This window comes from Congregibacter sp., from assembly GCF_965660375.1.
In the GTDB taxonomy this organism is placed as follows: domain Bacteria; phylum Pseudomonadota; class Gammaproteobacteria; order Pseudomonadales; family Halieaceae; genus Congregibacter.
In genome coordinates this window covers 24690-43952 of the sequence record NZ_CBFHZO010000115.1, presented here as the reverse complement: position 1 = coordinate 43952, position 19263 = coordinate 24690, and the positions used below count along the sequence as shown (strand labels likewise).

The following is a 19263-nucleotide window of genomic DNA, read 5'->3' as shown; positions in this document are numbered from 1 at the left end:
TGGTCATTCTCTGAAAGCGAGCGATGGCATCGCGATATTCTTTTTCCAGATCATCAACGATGTCAGCCAGAGGTTCTATACCGCGACTCCGCCCGACCCCCTGCCCCGCTGCCCAGATATCCCGCCAGCGCTTACTGGCATGGGTGCCGGAATAATCTCGCGGCATGGCCTCGGAACTGCTGAGGTCGATACCGGCTTGTGCAACGCTCGCTTTTAACCAGGACGCCTTGGTGCCGGTAATCGCCGCAGACACCACCAGATCTTCAGAATCTGCTGCAATCACCATCTCCTTATAAGCCTGCTGGGCCATGCTCTCTACCGTAGGCAGAAATCGAGTCCCCATGTAAACGTAATCCGCCCCGGCGGCGATAGCGCCGGCAACGCCTGCTCCATCACAGATCCCGCCACCGACGGCAATGTACCCATCAAAGAACTCGCGGATGGCGGATATAAAGGCAAAAGGCGATAGCTCCCCGGTGTGTCCGCCGGCACCGGCACTAATACAGGCCAGGCCATCAACCCCCGCGTCTGCCGCTTTTTTTGCAAGCTTGAGGTTTACGACGTCGGCAAACACCAAACCACCGTAGGCTTTTACCGTGCTCATAACAGGCTTTGGTGATCCCAGCGCAGTGATCACTGCGGCCGGCTTGTACTTTGCTACGAGCTCCAGCTCTTCGTCGAGGCGCGTGTAGGATGAATGGGTGATGAGATTCATCACCCAGGGTGCATCAGTGTCCGACAGCGCCCCGGAGATCCGGGCCATCCATCGATCCAGCTCTTTGATGGTTCGCGTGTTGGTCGAGGGAAATGAGCCGGCTATGCCGGCTTTGCAGGCCGCGATAACCATCTCAGGTCCGGACACCAGAAACATCGGCGCACAGAAAACCGGTAAACGTAGCTTTAGGGGATCCTGGTTATCCATTATCGAAACCTGATAGGTGAGAAGGGTTCGCCGCATGAGGTTCTTCGCGGCGAATGTGAAGGTCTGGCGTCAATGTGCCATCCGCTCCAGGACGGCGACCGTTGTCACGCCCTCTTCCACGCCAAGAAAGCCCCCACCGTTTTCGGCTACGCCAATGCGCGCCCCATCGACTTGCCGCGCGTCTGCGTCGCCCCGCAGCTGAGTTACCAGCTCATAGAGTTGTGCGATTCCGGTGGCACCCACGGGATGCCCCTTGGCGAGGAGACCGCCCGAGGGATTGACCGGCACCTTACCACCCAGGGTGAAATCTCCCTGCTTGAGGCGCGCGCCGACTTCCCCGGGAGCACATAGCCCCAGGTTTTCAATCTGCTGCACCGTGGAAAAAGCCGTGGCATCGTGAACCTCGACCACGTCGATGTCCCGGGGGTCGATAGATGCCTCTGCGTAAGCCGCCGTCGACGCCCGGCGACTGATGTGATTTTCGTAATCCAACTTGTCTCGTGACTGGGTGCTCAACAACGCGATAGACCGGAGGCGGATCGCCCGGGATTTACCCAGACGCTTTGCAGCAGCCTCGCTACACAGCACCAGCGCCGCCGCGCCATCGCTGACGGGTGCGCACATCGCCCGGGTAAACGGATCCACAATGGCTTTGTCCGCCAGCACCTCAGCTACCGTGAACGGCGTGTGGTACTGGGCGTTGGGATTGTGCTGACCGTGGCAGTGGGTGTTTGCAGCAACTCGTGCAAAGTCCTCCTGCGTGGTGCCAAAGCGCTCCATGTGAACCTTCGCCTGCGCCGCATACAAATCCATAAACAGACTGCGATCGGGACCGGGGGCATCGCCCCCCATGGCGACGATGTAATCCAGAACGCTTTGCCGGTCGTGAATATCGGTACCGCCGGCAAAAGCGGCCGCCACTTTTTCCGAGCGGTCTTTGTAAACCATTTTTTCGGCGCCGATGACCAGGGCGATATCAATCATTCCTGCGCGGATTGCAGTCATAGCCTGGTGGGCAGCGGTGGAGCCCGAGGCGCAGGCGTTTTCCACGTTAATGATTGGAATCCCCTCGATGCCCGCAGCGCGCAGGGCGATCTGTCCGCGAATCGTATTCTGTCCCTCGAGCATCGGCTGGCGCGTGTTTGAAAACCACGCGGATTGAATATCCCTGGTTTGCAGTCCGGCATCCGCGAGTGCAGCGGAAACGGCGCTCGCGGTCAGTGTTTTTACCGTCTCCTCCAGACGCTTGCCAAAGGGCGTCATGGACGCACCGATGACGTAAACGTCCTGACTCATGCAGCGTCTTTCCTAATTGGCCGCCGGCGCTGGGCGATACGAAAACGTGAGGCCACAAAGGAAAGGTCTGCCAGACAGGCATTGCCTGCAGGGTTCAATCCCGTAACGTGATAATCACTGTAGGCGGCAGCAAAATTAATCCACATGGCACCGGTGAGATTAATACTGAGGTTGGCGCCCACCGTGGCATAGACATCTACCCATCGGTCAACGAAGTCGTCATCGGTGGAGTACATGTAGCAGGAAATCGTCCCGCGGGTTCTTGCCAGCTCCGTTGCCTCTTCCGCCGCAGCATCGGCGCTGTCTGTTGCCACGATAAAGAGCACGGGACCGAAGCGCTCTTCGGCGTACATCGCCTGATGGGATGAATCCCCTGAGATGACCATCATGGTGCGTGTTCGTGCCGCGGGGAAGTCCGGATGCTCATAGGCGCCACCCTGTCGGAGAATGCTCAAGCCCTCTCGTTCCGCCATGGCCGACGCCTCAGCCACCACATCGAGACTGAGCTGGGCCTGCACCGCTCCCATAATGCCTGCGGCCACTTTAGGACTGTCTGCCAGGGCATCAACCTCATCCACGATGCATTGCGCTACTGCGTCAAAACTTACGTGCCCGTCGCGAGTCTGAATGCCATCTTTGGGCACAAATACCACCTGGGGACTGGTGCACATTTGTGCCGAAAACAAACTCGATGCGCGGGCAATGGCCCGCATAGATTCGGCTAGGTCATCAACCGATTCCACGACTACGCTGTTAACGCCGGCGGTTTCGGTGAACAACTGCTTGCCTGTAACCGTCCGCTCCAGGTGGCTACCGAAGCGAGGGCTGCCGGTGAAATCGATGATCTGCACGTCGGGATGCTCAACATACTGTCCGGCAACCGGCTCGGCCACAGTATCGACGGCCAGAGTGACAAGATTAGGATCAAAGCCAAATTCTGACAGCACCGCCCGGCAGCGCTCCACGACAATTGCCATGGGAAGAATGGCGATGGGATGGGGTTTGACGATAACCGGGTTACCTGTGGAAAGGCTTGCAAACATCGCCGGATAGGCGTTCCAGGTAGGGAAGGAGGCGCAGCAGATAACCAGTCCCACACCTCGGGGTACCAGCGTGTAGGTTTTCTCCAGCGCCACCTCATCGCGACCAAACTGCCGGTGGTACTTGGCTTCAGGAGCAACGTTGTCCATGGCCGTGGCCGCGTAGGCAAGCGCCTCGATGCCGCGGTCAAGGGCATTCGGGCCGGAGCCACTGAAGGCCTGTGTGTAGCTCTGCCCCGCCACATGCATCACCGCGTGCGCCATCTCAAAATTGTTGTCGTAGAGCTGCTCGGCCATTTCGAGGCACAGTGCAATGCGCAAGCCTGGCGACGCCTTGGACCAATGGGCCATAGCCACTTTTGCCGATGCAATGAGTGTCTCGGGGTCACACAGGGGGTAGCTGATACCCAGTGGGTCCAGAGTAAAGGGAGAAACTTCCTCCCCCGACCATCCGCTTATCCCCGGAAGACCCATCTCAAAGCGCCGGTTCAGGCGGGCCTCAAAAGCAGCCTTGCCCGCGGCAGGCTTTTCTTCACCATGGATTTTGGAGGACGGAGAGTCCTTGAAGGGACTCCAGCTTTTTCGGGTGTTTACTGCATCGATGGCGGCCTCCAGTGTGGCCGCGTGCTTGCTTACGAGCGTCTCATGTTGTGTTGTCATCGTGAATGTCATCCCAGTCTTTCTACGATCATTGCGCTGCCCGCGCCGGAAGCGCCGGCGGCAACCACGAGTCCATAACGTCCCTCGGCTTCATCAAGAGCATCGAGTAACGTGGAGAGAAGAATCGCGCCGGAGGCGCCCAGAGGGTGACCTTTGGCCAGATGACCACCACTCACATTGACCCGTTCCGGTGAGACGTCGTAGTCCCGCAGGAACTGCACAATGCTCACGGCAAAAGCCTCCATAAACTCGATGCGATCCATGTCATCCAGGGTCAGCTCTGCGCGCCGAAGCACCTTGTCCAGCGCGCCGAAGCTGGCCGTCAGTGACTCCGCAGGATCACCACCCACTTCTGCGCTGGCAATAATCCGCGCTCTGGGCTTTGCATCAATGGCGCCCTCTGCCGCAATGAGCGCCAAGCCGGCGCCGTCTGCAATTGGGGGGGCGTGAGCGATGGTGTGTCTGTGGTCAATATCCCGACCCAGAATATCTTTGTAGTGCGCTGCTGCCGCACCGAAGGCTGGCTCCATAGCCGCAAGGGAATCGGCGGTACCTACCCTCACACACTCTTCGCGATCCAAACCATCAACCGCGATGCGGGAGGCAACCAGTGCAGTGGCCTCCGCTGCGGCAGAGCGCTGCTGAGAACGCAAGGCCGCAGTGTCCAGTTCCTCACGGCTAATGTTTTGATCTTCTGCCAGACGATCAGCGGCCAGAGCAACCAACAGGTAGCGACTGCGGTTGGGTAAAGACGTGTCGGTGTAAAAGTCCGCCTTGTCAGCCATGAATGGCACGCGGGACATCATCTCGACCCCCCCGGCGAGCACGGAATCAGCTTGCCCCGATTCCACCAGGCCATGGGCCTGCCCCATGGCGGTGAGACCGGATACACAGAAGTTATTGATCGAGACCGCCGAGGTGCTGTCGGGTAGCTTGGCGCGGAATTTTGATACCAGCGCGATATTGCCGCCCTGCGCACCAACCTGACCGACGGCACCAAGAATCAGTGCGTCAGGGGTCAAAGGCCCCGCGCCTCTCTCTGCCAGAGCCTCCACGAGCGCTGCAACCAGTTCATCAGGTTTTCTGGCAGCAAGACCACCCTCGGACTTACCTTTGCCACGAGGCGTTCGCACAGCATCGTAAATTACAGCCATAGTTCGGTTTTCCGGTTGTTTTATCTGGATCGTTTATGGACCGCTTAGACCCTTTGAGATGGCGCTGTCACATCATTCGTTGTCGAGTTTGAGTCTCACATAGCTTGGTACGTTTATACAAGCAGAATGCCCTTGGTACGCAGCGCAGCCGGCGATACCCTGGCTAACCTGGCGCTCTTCGACGGAAACTGTCCGGCGCCCTTCCTCGCGCATTTCGATGCACGGGAGTGTCAACGCCTGGAGGATGGCTGGGGTCCGGGCATGCATCGGATCGATATGGAGCTTACGATTGGCCCCCTATGGACGCCGTTAAAGATAGGCAGCGCAAAAAACGATGCAGATCAATTTTCTGGGCAGGAAATTGCGCTATACTTTAGTTATATGCATATTCTTTTTGTTTATATAACACGGGAGTTATCGCCATGACGGCTATTGCAGATGTTACTCACTTTTTCGATGCCCCCACGAACACCTTGTCCTATGTCGTGAAAGACCCGGACAGCCAGGCCTGCGCTATCGTGGACAGCGTGCTCAACCTCGACTACCCCTCCGGTACTGTCAGCTACGATGGAGCCGATGCCATCATTGCCCACGTACAAGAAAACGGGCTGGCCGTAGAATGGATTCTGGAGACGCACGTTCACGCGGATCACCTCTCTGCGGCCCCCTACCTCCAGCAGAAGCTCGGCGGTAAGATCGCCATCGGATCGGCCATCAAAACGGTGCAAAACGTTTTTGGCGAGGTCTTTAACGCTGACCCCGGTTTCCTTCGCGATGGCTCACAATTTGATGTGCTGCTGTCTGAGGGCGACAACATCAACATTGGCTCTCTCGAAGGTTATGCCATGCATACGCCGGGTCACACCCCCGCCTGCATGGTCTATGTACTGGGTGATGCCGCCTTCGTTGGCGATACGCTGTTTATGCCGGACTTTGGTACCGCACGCTGTGACTTTCCGGGGGGCGATGCGGCCACCTTGTTCCGCTCCATTAAACGCATTCTTGCCTTGCCTGCCGAAACCCGCATTTTTGTTTGTCACGACTACATGCCCAACGATCGGGAGCTGGCGTTTGAGACCACCGTCGCGGCTGAGACCGAAGCAAATATTCATGTAAAGGAAGGTGTCAGCGAAAGCGAATTTGTCGCTATGCGCGAAGCGCGTGACCAGACTCTTGGTATGCCAAATCTTATTTTGCCGTCACTCCAGGTGAACATGCGTGCGGGGCATGTGCCGCCGCCAGAAAGCAATGAGCGTTTCTTCCTAAAGCTCCCGTTGAATGCCTTCGGTGGGCCTGATCTTTCCAACCTCGCAGCCAAGGAATAATACAATGAGCCTTAAGCTAATCCCCGTTCACGAATCATTTTCGGTGTCGACACAGGTCACCGCGGCAGACATTCCAACCCTTGTGGACGCCGGTGTGAAATCGTTGATCTGCAATCGTCCTGACGGCGAGGCAAACGACCAGCCGACGATCACGGAGATTAGAAGCGCGGCTGAAGCTGCCGGCCTCAAAATTGCCTACGTGCCCGTGGTGTCCGGTAAGTTTACTCCAGCGGATGTTGCCGATTTTGCCAGTGCATTGGCTCACCTGGAGGCACCGGTTCACGCTTTTTGTCGCACGGGCACCCGGTCTATAACCCTGTGGAGCCTCCATCAACAGGCGCAGGGAGTCGCTGGCGACGAGCTGCTCCAACGGGCAAGCGAGTGTGGTTACGACCTCAGTGATGCCCTGGGGCGCGCTCCGGTGGCTGAGTCCAAAGTGGATGAGACGATCAAGGCCAAGGACCATTACGACATCGTTATTGTGGGCGCCGGTGCGGCGGGCATCTCTGTGGCATCCAGCCTGATGGCGCGGACCCAGGCGCTCTCAATCGCAATCATTGATCCCGCTGAGGTCCATTACTACCAGCCGGGCTGGACAATGGTCGGTGGTGGGATTTTCCGTCAGGAAGACACGGTAAAGACCATGGCTTCCCTAATCCCCGAGGGCGTGCGTTGGATCAAGGCGGCCGTGGGCAATTTTGAGCCCGAAAACAACCGCGTGCTGCTCGAAGACAGTCACCCGATTCACTACGACCGGCTGATTGTGGCTCCGGGCATCAAGTTGGACTGGCACGGTATTGATGGCCTTGTGGAAACCCTCGGACGCAACGGTGTCACCTCGAATTACCGCTACGACCTGGCGCCTTACACCTGGGAACTTGTGAGCAGTCTTCAGAAAGGTAAGGCACTGTTTACCCAGCCACCTATGCCGATCAAATGTGCGGGGGCGCCTCAGAAAGCACTCTATCTATCGGGGGATCACTGGCGGCGCCGAGGTGTACTGAACAACATAGATATCAGCTTTTTCAATGCCGGGCCCGTGCTGTTTGGGGTTAAAGAATACGTCCCGGCACTGATGGAATACATCGAACGCTACCAGGCGACGCTCAATTTTGGCCACCGCCTGACACGTATTGACGGAGATTCCAAAACCGCCTGGTTCGACACTCAGAATGAAAATGGTGAAACCGTGGAGGTGAGCTCTGACTTTGACATGATCCACGTCTGTCCACCGCAAACCGCGCCGGATTTCATTCGCCAAAGCCCGCTATCAGATGATGGGGGATGGATAGACGTGGATCAGAACACGCTCCAGCACAAGCGTTACGCCAATATCTGGAGCCTGGGTGACGCCATGAACGCCCCTAACGCCAAAACGGCCGCCGCAGCGCGCATGCAGGCACCTATTGTTGCCAACAACCTACTCCACGACATGGATCGTGTATCAGGCGTTGCCCATTACAATGGCTACGGGTCCTGCCCGCTTACGGTAGAACGCGGCAAAATCGTGTTGGCTGAGTTCGGTTACGGCGGCAAGCTGTTGCCCAGTTTCCCTCGATGGCTGCTTAATGGACAGCGCCCCACGCGCCTGGCCTGGATCCTCAAGGAACAGATATTGCCGCCGATCTACTGGAAGGCGATGCTCAAGGGCAAAGAGTGGATGGTCAATCCGGAGCGCAGTAAGGCAGAAGCATGAAGCCATGGCTTCGTAGCCTGCTGCCGCCCCTGGACTGGCTGGGTAGCTACAATCGTGAGGCCCTAGCAAGCGATAGTCTTGCAGCTGTGATCGTGACGATCATGCTGATCCCTCAATCGCTGGCCTACGCACTGCTGGCTGGTCTGCCCGCAGAGATGGGGCTCTACGCCAGCATTCTGCCGTTGCTGGCCTACGCGATTTTTGGCAGTAGCCGTACCCTGTCCGTGGGCCCTGTCGCCGTTGTGTCACTGATGACTGCTACGGCGGTGGGCAAGATCGCGGCTACCGGCACCCTGGGTTATGCCTCTGCAGCCATTGCCATGGCGTTGCTGTCCGGAATGATGCTCATCGGCATGGGACTGTTGCGTTTTGGCTATCTCGCCAACCTCCTCTCTCATCCGGTTGTCTCCGGCTTTATCACTGCCTCCGGCATCATCATTGCGCTGTCGCAGCTGCGCCACATCTTTGGAATTGAAGCCCATGGAGAAACGCTGCCAACACTGCTGAGCACGCTTCTGACGCACTTATCGCAGCTCAACACGGTAACTACGGTAACCGGTTTTGCGGCGCTCGTTTTTCTCTTTTGGGTGCGTTCGGGACTGGCGCCACTGCTTCGCAGTGCCGGTTTAAGCTCAAGCGCAGCGTCGATGTTGGCAAAAGCGGGACCGGTGCTGGTGATCATCGCTACCACGTTGGCGAGCGTAGTGTTCGGCTACGAAAACCTCGGGGTCTCTCTGGTCGGTAAGGTACCCCAGGGGCTCCCTGCATTCAGCTTGCCGGCAATGAATATTGAGCTGTGGTCAGAGCTGGTGGTTTCCGCCCTGCTCATCAGCGTCATTGGTTTTGTGGAATCAGTGTCAGTAGGTAAAACGCTCGCTGCGAAGCGACGACAAAGAATCAATGCAAACCAGGAGCTCGTTGCGCTGGGGGCGGCAAATGTCGCATCGGCCGTATCCGGTGGCTTTCCCGTGACCGGCGGGTTTTCCCGCTCCGTCGTAAACTTTGATGCCGGGGCCCAGACACAGTTGGCGAGCGTGCTGACCGCTATCGGTATCGCCGCAGCTGCGTTGCTCCTGACGCCGGTTTTGTATTTTCTCCCCAAAGCGACTCTCGCTGCGACAATCATCGTGGCGGTTACCTCACTGATTGATTTTGGTCTGATAAAAGTTGCGTGGAATTATTCCAAAAGTGATTTCACGGCGGTCATGGTGACGATCCTGTGTACTTTGTTTTTCGGTGTTGAGTTAGGTGTGTTGGCGGGCATTGTGGCGTCGATCACTTTACATCTGCACAAGACCTCGCAGCCGCACATCGCCATCGTCGGTGAAGTACCGGGAACGGAGCACTTCCGCAACGTGAATCGACATGACGTCATTACCCACCCGAGCATTGTGTCGCTGCGAATTGATGAAAGCCTGTACTTTGCCAATGCTGGCTACATGGAAAGCGCCATCTACGCCGTGATTGCGGAGCACGGCAATGAGCTAAAGCACATTGTGCTGCAATGCACCGCCGTGAACGCCATTGATCTCAGTGCCCTGGAGGCCTTGGAGGCTGTTACCCGGCGACTCAAGGAACAGGACATAATGCTCCACCTGAGTGAGGTAAAAGGACCGGTTATGGACGCCCTGGAGCGCACAGACTTTCTTGATCATTTGTCGGGCCAGGTGTTTCTCTCCCAGCATCAGGCCTGCGAAGCGCTCAGGCCTGACGCAGGCTCATGAGTCGTGCATTGCAAATTCTGTCGGTATTGCTGATCGCCGGCTGCGCGCTGTTCGCTTATTTTCTTACCCTTGCGCCAACGCAGGACGATCCCTGTTTGAATCCGCAAAATGATGTAAGTGCCGCCATTCTCGGTGATGACCGAGATCAGGATGCCCTGGCTAATCGGGCCATGTTGCAGCGTAAGTTGTGTGAGGACAGCAAACGCACACGCTGAGTGGCTCCCACCCTGCCTCGTTTCACAAGAGCTTTGAACCCAGGGGAACGTCCGAGTCCGGAACGCAGAGGGCCACCTGCCCCTCCTCATTGTGAAATCCGGTGATGAGGCATTCGGACATGATCGGTCCAATCTGCTTCCTGGGGAAGTTGATCACCCCAACCACCAGCTTGCCAACGAGATCCTCAAGCGCGTAGAGCCCGGTTATCTGCGCACTGGATTTTTTGACACCGATAGCCTCGCCAAAATCCACCTGCAGTATGTAGGCGGGGTTGCGCGCCGCCTCGAATGGCTCAGCGCTCACCACCCGACCTACGCGCAGCTCTACGCTCTCAAAGTCTGACCAGGCTATCTCTTTCAATTTATCGCCTTTCAAACAGACCAATCATGAAGGGTGCTCCCCAACCTATTCGGACGGGGGCGTCGTGCTCATGTAAGCACGCCCCAGGGGATGGGGCTCGGCGTAGTATCGATCCCGGAGCAGTGTCTGCCGACTCACCATGCTGTCTACGACTCCACCAAGCACCACCTGATCAGCAGCCGTGGTGACTTCCAGAGGATCGCCACTCCAAATCACCAGGTCTGCGCGCGCCCCGGGGGCGATGACACGCGCATCGGCGCCAAAGACCTCAGCGGGCACCCGTGTCAGCGCAGCAAGCGCGGCATCCGCCGGCATGCCGTTGGCCACCGCGTTACCCGCGGCCTGCCGAACCTTGCGCGCATTCGGCGTGCGATCCTCTGCAAACATCACGGATACCCCTGCCGCATGCAGCAGCGCTGCGTTATCCAGACGGGCTCCGAGGGAATCAAAGTCTGCCGGCAGGTTATCCAGTGCGTTAATCACTATCGGAACCTCCGCAGCGGCGAGTTCGCTGGCAACCATCCAGGCTTCACGGCCACCCTGAATCACCAGACGTATATCCTCTTCTTCCGCAAAGCGAAGCACCTGCAAAATATCGCTGGCTCGATGGACACGCACCACAAAGACACCCTCCTCGATCACTTCCGCAAGTGTCTCCTGCCCTGCGGGCGTAATGAGGCTCAAATCTTCCGGGTCGTCCTGCTCTATTTCGGCAAAGGCCTGACGAAGCAGCATCCAGATCGCCGCACGGGAACCACCGACCTCCGCAGCCGCGTCCCCACTTAGATCAACGAACACGACGCGATCACCTTCAAAACTGTCGTAACCGCCATCCAGGCGAACGAGCCCCCCACTACCTGCGAGTGTGCGGTCACCCGCCTCCGCAGACAATAGCGTGTATCCAAAACCCTCTATTCGTGTGACCGGCACCACCGCCGAATGGGGGTTATAGGCGACGCGCACATCAAACTCCGGGTGCATGAGACCGGTGTAGATCTCACGCAGTTGACTGTCCACAGAGTCGTCTACGGCGCCCACATCGGCTAGTCCTGTCGCACTGATCCCCGCAAAAAACGCGGGAGTTACCGGTCGGCCCTGCGCATCAATAACCGATACATCATCATCAGCCTTGAGATCGCGGCCTACCCTTTTGATCCTGCCGTCGAGAACCAGAACATCACCATCGATAAGCTCTCCGTCAGCGTTCATGGTGTGAATGGAGGCATTGCGAATAAGTAAGTCCTGGGCGCCTGCGAAAGGTGCCAGGAGTGCAGTTACAAGAAGCAAAATGGTCGGTTTCATTGTGCTGCCTCCAGGAGTTGCCCCAGTTCAAAGTCGGTTACCGGAATCAGGGCCGGGTCGTTGCGGTCAAACTTCAGGACCCCGTCGATAAAGACCCGTTGGGCGCGGGTGTACACACTCATGGGGTTACCGTCCCAAAGCACCAGATCGGCCATCTTGCCCGGCGCAATGGTGCCCGTGACGTCATCAATACCCAATGACTTTGCAGCGTTTTCGGTGATCCAGCGGATCGCTCGCTCCGGCGGAATGTCCAAGCCCATGCGCTGCCCTCGCGACATCGCCTTCGCGGCTTCCTGATTCAACCGCTGTATGCCCTCCGACGAGTCTGAGTGCACCACTGCGCAACTGCCCTCGGGCCGGTCTACCAACGCGAGGTTTTCCATGATGCCGTCGTAGGCCTCCATCTTGAATCCCCACCAGTCCGCCCACAGAGCGCCACACACTCCCTCTTCAGCAAGACGATCCGCTACTTTATAAGCCTCTACACCATGGTGAAAACTGCCCACCTCGTAGCCGAACTCATCAGCCATATCGAGTACGGTCATCATCTCGTCGGCCCGATAGCAGTGCATGTGAACAATGATTTCACCATTGAGCACTCCTGCAAGGGTTTCCAGTTCCAGATCCCGCACAGGTGCTTTTTTGTCGTCTTTACCGGACTCCTCGTAGGCCGCCCAGTCATCAATGTATTTCTGGGCGCGAATCCACGCTTCCCGGTAGCCCGCGACGTTACCCATACGCGTAGAGGGCGCCGACTTACGACTGCCATAGACGCGTTTGGGGTTCTCACCGCAGGCCATTTTGAGGCCATAGGGTGCCTCCGGAAATTTCATTCCCTGATAGCTACCGGAAAGGCTGTTCTTGATGGTGACACCACGGCCACCAAACAAATTCGCCGAGCCCGGGAGCACCTGCAACGTGGTGACGCCGCCCGCGAGCGCACGAACAAAGCCGGGGTCCTGAGGCCAGATGCTGTGTTCGGCCCATACTTCCGCGGTAACAGGTGCGGTCGATTCGTTGCCGTCAGAGTGTGCCTCGACACCGGGGCTGGGATAAACACCCAGATGGGAGTGCACATCGATAATGCCCGGTGTCAGCCAAAGATCGCTGCCGTCGATTACTACGGCGTCGGCGGTGCTGTCTCCCTCGCCCACCCACTGAATCACACCGTCAGCGACATACACCGCCGTTTGGTCGAGGCGTCGGCCATCGCCGGTGAGTGCCGTGACGTTTTCGATCAACAGCGGGGACGCTTTCGGCGCTTCATAAGTCGATGGATAGGGTTGGGCGTGAAGCGTCGCCGCGGCCACCGACACCATCAATGTGGTCGTCGCTTTCAGAACAGGCCCAAGGGCATGGTAGATAAGTTTCTTCATTGCTTGCGGATGCCTCTCATGGCGTAGTTACACTGCCTCTAACAATACAGGCCTCGCCACTTATGTCGAGGCCTTTGGCGTTTCAACGCCGGCATGCCATTTTTCGGAAAGAGGCTGAGCTGCAAGCTAAGGGCTCAGGGTGTCGAACCCGCGGTGCTCAGAAGCTGCCCATCCGACATCCAGGCGTGGAACTCTCCTCCGTCTGGCAGCAGCGTCAGCGTTTCGCTGGCACCCTTATCAAGATCGTAGACTTCCAATAGCGTGCCCTCATCAGTCGGCCGCGTGAAGCTCACCGCGCGACGATTGGGCACGGACTGAGGGGATCGCCCTACCCCCTGGCAATAGGCTGCGCCTCACCGGTGCTGATTTTCATCAGCTGTAGGAGAGAGGGTTCCTGCAGCAGCCACGAGGCGAGGTGATCAGCGTCAAACCAGGCGTGATAGCCCACGGGGCCGATGTCTGGGAAAATAATTGCCGCATCAGCGCCTTGTCGCGGCATACGCCAGAGCCGACCGCTGGTGTTAGTCCGCGAGCGGATATAGCTGACGCCGCCGTCGCTGTCGGGAATAGGTGTCGGCGAGAACTCGCTCTCTTCGTCCGTGGCAGTGAATCTACCCGTGCTTTCTGAGCCGGGTATCCAACGCCACAGGTCCGTCCCCTCAGGCGTGGGTGCCGGTGCGGGTGCGGCGGCATGGGCAGAGCTTTCATCGACCGGGTTCTGCGCTGGAGAAACCGGCGTGTTCTCTTTCTCACAGCCTGACAGTGTTGCCACGGCCATCGCCAGCGATAAAGCGGCAGCACATCGCCCGGATCCTGTGCGGAGGTGTCTCATCTGGGGATTCCTGGTTGAGCCGTCAGCTCAGATCGATAGCGTATTCGCGCAGTGTTTCCATAGGCACGGTGTCCAGCGCCCGAAGATGGGTGCGCCGCAAATACACCCGCGGCGCTTTTCCCGCCTTGTGCGCTTCCAGCCAGCGGGATGCGCAGAGACACCAGCGCTGCCCCTCCGACAGACCCGGGAAACCAAACTGGGGCACCGGCGTCATCAGGTCATTGCCCCTGCTGCGGGAGTACTCGAGAAACTCCAGAGTGAGGGCTACGCATACGGTATGGGACCCCACGTCCTGGGTGTTGGTGTTGCAGCAGCCATCGCGGAAAAACCCGGTGACCGGATCGGTGCTGCAGCTCTCCAGGGGCTCAGAGAACACATTCAATGATTCCGCCTGCTCCATGGTTTGCTCCATGATTCCGTTGTTCATGAACCACCTGTCACGCGATGGACATCACCGACGCCCATTGCGGCAATCAAATCTTATTGCTTCGGGCGTGTAAGTGACGCCTGCCAAAGCTTCAAAAAGCCCCGCTCCAGCGCGTTCTCGGCGGCAATGCCCAGCTTCTGCTGCCAGTTTTTGCGAGGCACGTAGTTCAGTTCATACACGCCATGAGTGGCCAGCTTGTCCTGAATGTACTCATCGGAGGTCTGCAGCGCATCCACCAGGTTCACAGCCTTGGCGCGCTGCCCGTACCAGGTTTCACCGGTGGCAACGTTATCAATATCAACAACTTCGCGGTTTTCTTTGACAAACTGCTTGAAGAGTACGTGAGTGTCCTCAAGCTCCTCTTTGAACTTGTCCCGTCCCTTGTCGGTGTTCTCACCAAAAATTGTCAGCGTTCGTTTGTACTCGCCCGCTGTGAGCACTTCAAAATCAATGTCGTTCTTTTTCAGCACCCGATGGAAATTAGGAAGCTGGGCAATCACCCCGATAGAGCCAATGATGGCAAACGGTGCTGCGATGATCTGGTTGGCCACACAGGCCATCATGTAGCCGCCGCTCGCCGCGACCTTGTCCACCGCCACGGTCAGCTTGGCGCCCTTGTTGCGAATACGTTGGAGCTGGCTGGAGGCCAGACCGTAGCTGTGGACCATGCCGCCGCCACTTTCCAGGCGAACAAGAACTTCGTCGTTATCTCGCAATTCGCTGAGCAGCGTTGAGACCTCCTCCCTGAGTTCTTCGACTGCCGAGGCGCGAATATCGCCATCGAAGTCCAGCACGTAGAGCCGCGGCTGCTCGGAGGGTTCCTCATTGCCGGACTTCACATGCTTCTTTGCCGCCTTGGCTTCTTCTTTGGTTTTCTTTTTCTCGGCTTTTTTCTCGGCCTTTTGTGATTCCTTGCGCAGGGCAGGATCCAGGGTTGCGTCTCGCAGCGTCTCCCGGAGATCTTTGTAGCGATCGTTGAGTTTGTGCACCTCAATATGACCGCTAGTTTCACCGCGGTGACGCTGGGACGCTGCTGCGATCAGCAAAACGATGAGGCCCACGGACACAACGATGGTTATCGCCTTTGCCAGAAAGAGACCGTACTCAGATAAAAATTCCATAGTGTTTCCTGAAGGTGAAGTGCTGCCGCTCTAGCGCGACTGTACGCGGCGGCAGTGATACTGAATGAGCTGACCGGCAATAGATGATGGTGGGGGTACCGGGGGCAGATCGTTGGGGTGGTACCAGTTGGCCTCGGCAATCTCGTCAAGATCCGGTGTGATATCGCCGCTGGCGTACTCGGCAAAATAGCCAAGCATCAGTTGATTGGGAAAGGGCCAGGACTGGGACCCGAAATACTCGATCTCAGCAACCTCTACGCCTACTTCTTCGCGCACTTCGCGGCGCAGCGTGTCTTCGGCGCTTTCTCCCGCTTCGATGAAGCCCGCCAGGGAGCTGTACATGGGCCGAGGAAACCGGGCATTGCGCGCTAACAACATCTCATCGCCCCGGGTGATCAGCATGATTACGCAGGGGGAAATTCTGGGATAGAGTAGGGTTTTACAAGATCCGCAGGCCATCGCCCGTTCACCATCGGCTATCTGCATTTGCTGACCACAGCGGCCACAGAATCGATGATCCCGTTGCCAGTCCAGCAACTGGGCCGCACGACCCGCCAGAGCAAACACGCCGTCGTCGACGCGCCCCAGCAGCTGGTAGAGGCTCCCAGCCTGATAGCGCATGGCATCGACATCGCAAATATCCCGAATTTCTACCGCAAAGCAGGCCTGCCCTGACCAGTGACCGATGTAGTGCTCCCGGGCCACTTCCCAGCGGTTTTGTGCGAGGTCCGTATCGGTGAGGATACACGGCTCCCGGGAGCGCATATCCATCACCAGCTTCCCGCGCTGAAACACGATATGCAGCGCATCCTTGCGATGATCGGGGGCGGGCTGATCGAGGTCCAGCATAGCTTGAAAAACTCCGGGTGCAGTGCGGATTTAGTCCGCCGAGGGCACATCAGGGAAAGGGGCGCTATCCTATGCACCGCCGACGCCCGTCGCAAGGGGCAGAGTGGCCACCCGCCGACCGTGTTTCGCCCAAAGATTCGCCCGCGGCGTCTTACGTGAATCCCGGCAATACCGTACACTTGCCGGTCTAATATTAAGAGGAAAACCCATGAGCGCATCCGCAACACAGGCGTTTTGGCATAATTTTCTTGGGCCATCACCTGGCTGGTACAAGAAGGCCATCATTGCCTTTTTAGTGATAAATCCTGTTTTGCTCTATACCATTGGTCCCTTTGCCACGGGCTGGGTGCTGATTGGCGAGTTCATTTTTACCCTCGCCCTCGCCCTGCGATGCTACCCCCTGCAGCCCGGAGGGCTGTTAGCCATCGAGGCCGTGATACTTGGTATGACGAGCCCGCACTCGGTGTTCCACGAGACGGAAGCGAACTTTGAAGTCATCCTGCTTTTGATGTTCATGGTCGCCGGCATTTACTTCATGAAGGATTTGCTGCTCTTTGTCTTCACGCGAATTCTTTTGAAAGTTAAGTCCAAAATCGTTCTATCCCTGCTTTTCAGCCTTGTCGCCGCCTTTCTTTCCGCTTTCCTCGATGCATTGACGGTCACCGCGGTTCTTATCAGCGTGGGTGTGGGGTTTTATTCTGTGTACCACAAGGTCGCCTCAGGCAAAGGTTCTCACCACGACACGCATGACCACGGGAGCGACGTGGACGTTCAGGCAAACCACAAAGAAGATCTCGAAGACTTTCGCGCCTTCCTCCGCTCACTGTTGATGCACGGTGCCGTGGGCACTGCCCTTGGCGGTGTGTGCACGCTGGTCGGCGAGCCGCAGAACTTGCTCATCGCCTCCGTCGCCGATTGGGATTTCATCAAGTTTGTGACAGTCATGGCGCCCGTGACCATGCCGGTGCTTGCCTGTGGCCTCATGACCTGCGCACTCCTCGAGTGGAGCGGTAAGTTCGGCTACGGCGCCAAGCTGCCGGCGTCAGTCCGTCTGGTGCTCAATGAGTTTCAGGAAAATGCCGATGAGAAGCGCGACACCCGCGATGTTGCCCGCTTGGTGGTCCAGGCACTCGTGGCGGTGATTCTGGTGCTTGGGCTCGCTATGCATTGGGCAGCAGTGGGCCTCATCGGCCTTATGGTCATTGTTCTGCTTACGGCCTTTAACGGCATCGTGGAAGAGCACCAAATTGGTCATGCCTTCGAGGAGGCCCTGCCCTTCACCGCCCTGTTGGTAGTTTTCTTTGCCATTGTTGCAGTGATTCACGATCAGCATTTGTTTACGCCGGTGATCGATGCAGTGCTCGCCATGGATTCTACGATCAGGCCGGGTATGTTCTTTATTGCCAACGGCGTGCTATCGATGATCAGTGACAATGTTTTTGTGGCCACGGTATATATCAACGAAGTGAAAATGGCACTGGATGCAGGGTCGATCAGCCGTGCGGAGTTCGATCAGCTTGCCGTTGCCATCAACACCGGCACAAACCTGCCCAGCGTGGCAACGCCCAACGGGCAGGCCGCCTTTCTGTTTCTGCTGACATCAGCATTGGCACCGCTTATCCGCCTGTCCTATGGACGCATGGTGATCATGGCCCTGCCGTACACCATCGTCATGGGTGGAGTGGGCTTGGCTTGTGTGACCGCCTTTATCTAGGAGGCACTTCTCTGCCGGGGGGACTCAGCCCCTAAGGGCTAGCTGCCGCTGCGGGCCTGTCGCCACAGCGGTTCTGCTCCGGCCGAGGCGATGCTGTCCAGCTGCGCCTCATGGGCCGCGAGCTCTTCATCAGTGGGTTGTATAACTGGAAGACGCACCCGGTCTGCGGGTAAGCGACGGAGACCCCGAACCCGGGCACGCCCCTGGTTGTCGTCATCATTGCCACCCAAAGCAAGGGCGGTCTGTCCGCCGGTCATGGTCAGATAGACATCCGCGAGAATCTCGGCATCGAGTAAGGCGCCGTGGAGATCCCGGCTGGAGTTGTCTACGCCATAGCGTCCACACAGCGCATCCAGGCTGTTGCGCTGCCCCGGATGGCGGCTTCGCGCCATGATCAGCGTGTCGGTAACCTCGCAGCGTTTGGCCAGCGGTGTCGCCGACGCATCCAGACGGCTCAGTTCGCTGTCAAGAAAACCAATGTCAAAGGGCGCATTGTGGATAATCAACTCTGCGCCATCCACAAATTCGATGAAGTCCCTCGCCACAGCAGAGAATACGGGTTTGTCGGCGAGGAAGGTCGCAGTAATGCCGTGCACCTCGATGGCGCCGGCGTCGATATCCCGCTCGGGATTGATATAGCGATGGAAATGTCGTCCCGTGAGCTGACGGTTCTCCATCTCTACACAGCCTATCTCGATAATCCGGTGGCCCTGACTGACCTCGAGGCCGGTGGTCTCCGTGTCCAGAACGATTTGTCGCATAGCAGTAATCCAGGTTCCCTTTTGGGTTTCCTTTAGGAAAGCATTTCGTCGATAGCTTTATTTGCCAGGGCGTCCGCCCTCTCATTGCCGGGGTGACCGCTGTGACCCTTCACCCACTCCCACTCGATGCTATGGCGTTCGCACTCGGCCTCAAGACGTTGCCAAAGATCCGCATTGGCCACCGGTTTTTTGGCGGCGGTTTTCCAGCCACGGCGTTTCCAGTTGGGCAGCCACTCGGTGATCCCTTTCATCACGTAGGTAGAGTCCGTGACCAGCTTTACGGCACAGGGCTCGCTTATGGCAGCGAGTCCCTCAATCGCCGCGCTGAGTTCCATGCGGTTGTTGGTGGTGTCGGCCGCCCCGCCATAGAGTTCGCGCTCCTTTGTGCCGTAAACCAACAGCGCGCCCCAGCCGCCGGGACCGGGGTTTCCTCGACAGGCTCCATCGGTAAACAGTTCAACGCGTTTCATAAAGTCTCAGGGGTTAAA

General features: G+C 57.8%; 20 protein-coding genes. 6 read left to right on the top strand and 14 right to left on the bottom strand.

The annotated features are described in order from the left end of the window. The 4 genes from ACTG3T_RS11465 to ACTG3T_RS11450 form a co-directional block, all read right to left on the bottom strand. The coding region (locus ACTG3T_RS11465) for an NAD(P)H-dependent flavin oxidoreductase (RefSeq protein ID WP_439102410.1) at positions 1–922 on the bottom strand (922 nt) is incomplete at its 3' end. 69 nt (positions 923–991) lie between these two features. Then, the gene (locus ACTG3T_RS11460) at positions 992–2218 is read right to left on the bottom strand and encodes a thiolase family protein (RefSeq protein WP_439102409.1); all 1227 of its coding nucleotides are present in this window, start codon (positions 2216–2218) and stop codon (positions 992–994) included. Further along, the gene (gene paaN / locus ACTG3T_RS11455) at positions 2215–3918 is read right to left on the bottom strand and encodes a phenylacetic acid degradation protein PaaN (protein WP_439102408.1); all 1704 of its coding nucleotides are present in this window, start codon (positions 3916–3918) and stop codon (positions 2215–2217) included. The genes ACTG3T_RS11460 and paaN overlap by 4 nt, the downstream gene beginning before the upstream one ends. A gap of 8 nt (positions 3919–3926) precedes the next feature. Next, on the bottom strand, positions 3927–5072 hold the full coding sequence (locus ACTG3T_RS11450; RefSeq protein ID WP_439102407.1) for an acetyl-CoA C-acyltransferase: 1146 nt from the start codon (positions 5070–5072) through the stop codon (positions 3927–3929). 132 nt (positions 5073–5204) lie between these two features. Between ACTG3T_RS11450 and ACTG3T_RS11445 the strand changes: the two genes are divergently transcribed. From ACTG3T_RS11445 to ACTG3T_RS11425, 5 genes are read left to right on the top strand one after another with little or no spacing between them, the layout of a single operon-like run. After that, positions 5205–5498 (top strand): hypothetical protein, encoded by a 294-nt coding sequence (locus ACTG3T_RS11445; protein ID WP_439102406.1) that lies wholly within the window; start codon positions 5205–5207, stop codon positions 5496–5498. Further along, positions 5495–6397, top strand: coding sequence for an MBL fold metallo-hydrolase (locus tag ACTG3T_RS11440; protein ID WP_439102405.1), 903 nt, complete (start codon positions 5495–5497; stop codon positions 6395–6397). Before ACTG3T_RS11445 ends, ACTG3T_RS11440 begins: the two co-directional genes overlap by 4 nt. Positions 6398–6401: 4 nt before the next feature. Next, complete coding sequence (locus ACTG3T_RS11435) at positions 6402–8093, top strand: TIGR01244 family sulfur transferase (protein WP_439102404.1); 1692 nt, start codon at positions 6402–6404, stop codon at positions 8091–8093. Further along, entirely contained in the window at positions 8090–9817 is a 1728-nt protein-coding gene (locus ACTG3T_RS11430; RefSeq protein ID WP_439102403.1) for a SulP family inorganic anion transporter, read from the top strand. The genes ACTG3T_RS11435 and ACTG3T_RS11430 overlap by 4 nt, the downstream gene beginning before the upstream one ends. Further along, on the top strand, positions 9814–10032 hold the full coding sequence (locus tag ACTG3T_RS11425; protein ID WP_439102402.1) for a hypothetical protein: 219 nt from the start codon (positions 9814–9816) through the stop codon (positions 10030–10032). The genes ACTG3T_RS11430 and ACTG3T_RS11425 overlap by 4 nt, the downstream gene beginning before the upstream one ends. 22 nt (positions 10033–10054) lie before the next feature. Here ACTG3T_RS11425 and ACTG3T_RS11420 read toward each other — a convergent pair whose 3' ends face one another. From ACTG3T_RS11420 to nudC, 8 genes are all read right to left on the bottom strand, one after another. Next, positions 10055–10408: a tRNA-binding protein gene (locus ACTG3T_RS11420; protein ID WP_439102401.1), complete on the bottom strand. Its 354-nt coding sequence runs from the start codon at positions 10406–10408 to the stop codon at positions 10055–10057. Between the two features lie 30 nt (positions 10409–10438). After that, a complete protein-coding gene (locus ACTG3T_RS11415) occupies positions 10439–11695 on the bottom strand; it encodes an amidohydrolase family protein (RefSeq protein WP_439102400.1) in 1257 nt (418 codons plus the stop codon). After that, positions 11692–13071: an amidohydrolase gene (locus tag ACTG3T_RS11410; protein WP_439102399.1), complete on the bottom strand. Its 1380-nt coding sequence runs from the start codon at positions 13069–13071 to the stop codon at positions 11692–11694. Before ACTG3T_RS11410 ends, ACTG3T_RS11415 begins: the two co-directional genes overlap by 4 nt. Before the next feature lie 134 nt (positions 13072–13205). Then, entirely contained in the window at positions 13206–13382 is a 177-nt protein-coding gene (locus ACTG3T_RS11405; protein WP_439102398.1) for a hypothetical protein, read from the bottom strand. A gap of 17 nt (positions 13383–13399) precedes the next feature. Further along, positions 13400–13903: a hypothetical protein gene (locus ACTG3T_RS11400; RefSeq protein ID WP_439102397.1), complete on the bottom strand. Its 504-nt coding sequence runs from the start codon at positions 13901–13903 to the stop codon at positions 13400–13402. Positions 13904–13925: 22 nt separating this feature from the next. Then, positions 13926–14330, bottom strand: coding sequence for a DUF2237 family protein (locus ACTG3T_RS11395; protein WP_439102396.1), 405 nt, complete (start codon positions 14328–14330; stop codon positions 13926–13928). 53 nt (positions 14331–14383) lie between these two features. Next, on the bottom strand, positions 14384–15451 hold the full coding sequence (gene sohB / locus ACTG3T_RS11390; protein ID WP_439102395.1) for a protease SohB: 1068 nt from the start codon (positions 15449–15451) through the stop codon (positions 14384–14386). 30 nt (positions 15452–15481) lie between these two features. Then, positions 15482–16300 carry an NAD(+) diphosphatase gene (nudC, locus tag ACTG3T_RS11385; protein WP_439102394.1) on the bottom strand — a complete coding sequence of 273 codons (819 nt, stop codon included), beginning with the start codon at positions 16298–16300 and terminating at the stop codon, positions 15482–15484. A gap of 208 nt (positions 16301–16508) precedes the next feature. Between nudC and nhaB the strand changes: the two genes are divergently transcribed. Then, positions 16509–18014, top strand: coding sequence for a sodium/proton antiporter NhaB (gene nhaB, locus ACTG3T_RS11380; RefSeq protein ID WP_439102393.1), 1506 nt, complete (start codon positions 16509–16511; stop codon positions 18012–18014). Positions 18015–18052: 38 nt separating this feature from the next. Here the strand turns inward: nhaB and dnaQ are convergent, their stop codons facing one another. Both dnaQ and rnhA read right to left on the bottom strand, forming a co-directional pair. Then, entirely contained in the window at positions 18053–18775 is a 723-nt protein-coding gene (dnaQ, locus tag ACTG3T_RS11375; protein ID WP_439102392.1) for a DNA polymerase III subunit epsilon, read from the bottom strand. Positions 18776–18807: 32 nt separating this feature from the next. Next, positions 18808–19245 carry a ribonuclease HI gene (rnhA, locus tag ACTG3T_RS11370; RefSeq protein WP_439102391.1) on the bottom strand — a complete coding sequence of 146 codons (438 nt, stop codon included), beginning with the start codon at positions 19243–19245 and terminating at the stop codon, positions 18808–18810. Between the last annotated feature and the right edge of the window lie 18 nt (positions 19246–19263).

Coding starts and splice junctions, on each gene's coding strand:
- nudC (WP_439102394.1), bottom strand. CDS start 16,300: ATGCTGGACCTCGATCAGCCCGCCCCCGATCATCGCAAGGATGCGCTG.
- ACTG3T_RS11440 (WP_439102405.1), top strand. CDS start 5,495: ATGACGGCTATTGCAGATGTTACTCACTTTTTCGATGCCCCCACGAAC.
- ACTG3T_RS11395 (WP_439102396.1), bottom strand. CDS start 14,330: ATGAACAACGGAATCATGGAGCAAACCATGGAGCAGGCGGAATCATTG.
- paaN (WP_439102408.1), bottom strand. CDS start 3,918: ATGACAACACAACATGAGACGCTCGTAAGCAAGCACGCGGCCACACTG.
- nhaB (WP_439102393.1), top strand. CDS start 16,509: ATGAGCGCATCCGCAACACAGGCGTTTTGGCATAATTTTCTTGGGCCA.
- ACTG3T_RS11460 (WP_439102409.1), bottom strand. CDS start 2,218: ATGAGTCAGGACGTTTACGTCATCGGTGCGTCCATGACGCCCTTTGGC.
- ACTG3T_RS11415 (WP_439102400.1), bottom strand. CDS start 11,695: ATGAAACCGACCATTTTGCTTCTTGTAACTGCACTCCTGGCACCTTTC.
- dnaQ (WP_439102392.1), bottom strand. CDS start 18,775: ATGCGACAAATCGTTCTGGACACGGAGACCACCGGCCTCGAGGTCAGT.
- ACTG3T_RS11450 (WP_439102407.1), bottom strand. CDS start 5,072: ATGGCTGTAATTTACGATGCTGTGCGAACGCCTCGTGGCAAAGGTAAG.
- ACTG3T_RS11430 (WP_439102403.1), top strand. CDS start 8,090: ATGAAGCCATGGCTTCGTAGCCTGCTGCCGCCCCTGGACTGGCTGGGT.
- rnhA (WP_439102391.1), bottom strand. CDS start 19,245: ATGAAACGCGTTGAACTGTTTACCGATGGAGCCTGTCGAGGAAACCCC.
- sohB (WP_439102395.1), bottom strand. CDS start 15,451: ATGGAATTTTTATCTGAGTACGGTCTCTTTCTGGCAAAGGCGATAACC.
- ACTG3T_RS11435 (WP_439102404.1), top strand. CDS start 6,402: ATGAGCCTTAAGCTAATCCCCGTTCACGAATCATTTTCGGTGTCGACA.
- ACTG3T_RS11425 (WP_439102402.1), top strand. CDS start 9,814: ATGAGTCGTGCATTGCAAATTCTGTCGGTATTGCTGATCGCCGGCTGC.
- ACTG3T_RS11410 (WP_439102399.1), bottom strand. CDS start 13,071: ATGAAGAAACTTATCTACCATGCCCTTGGGCCTGTTCTGAAAGCGACG.
- ACTG3T_RS11400 (WP_439102397.1), bottom strand. CDS start 13,903: ATGAGACACCTCCGCACAGGATCCGGGCGATGTGCTGCCGCTTTATCG.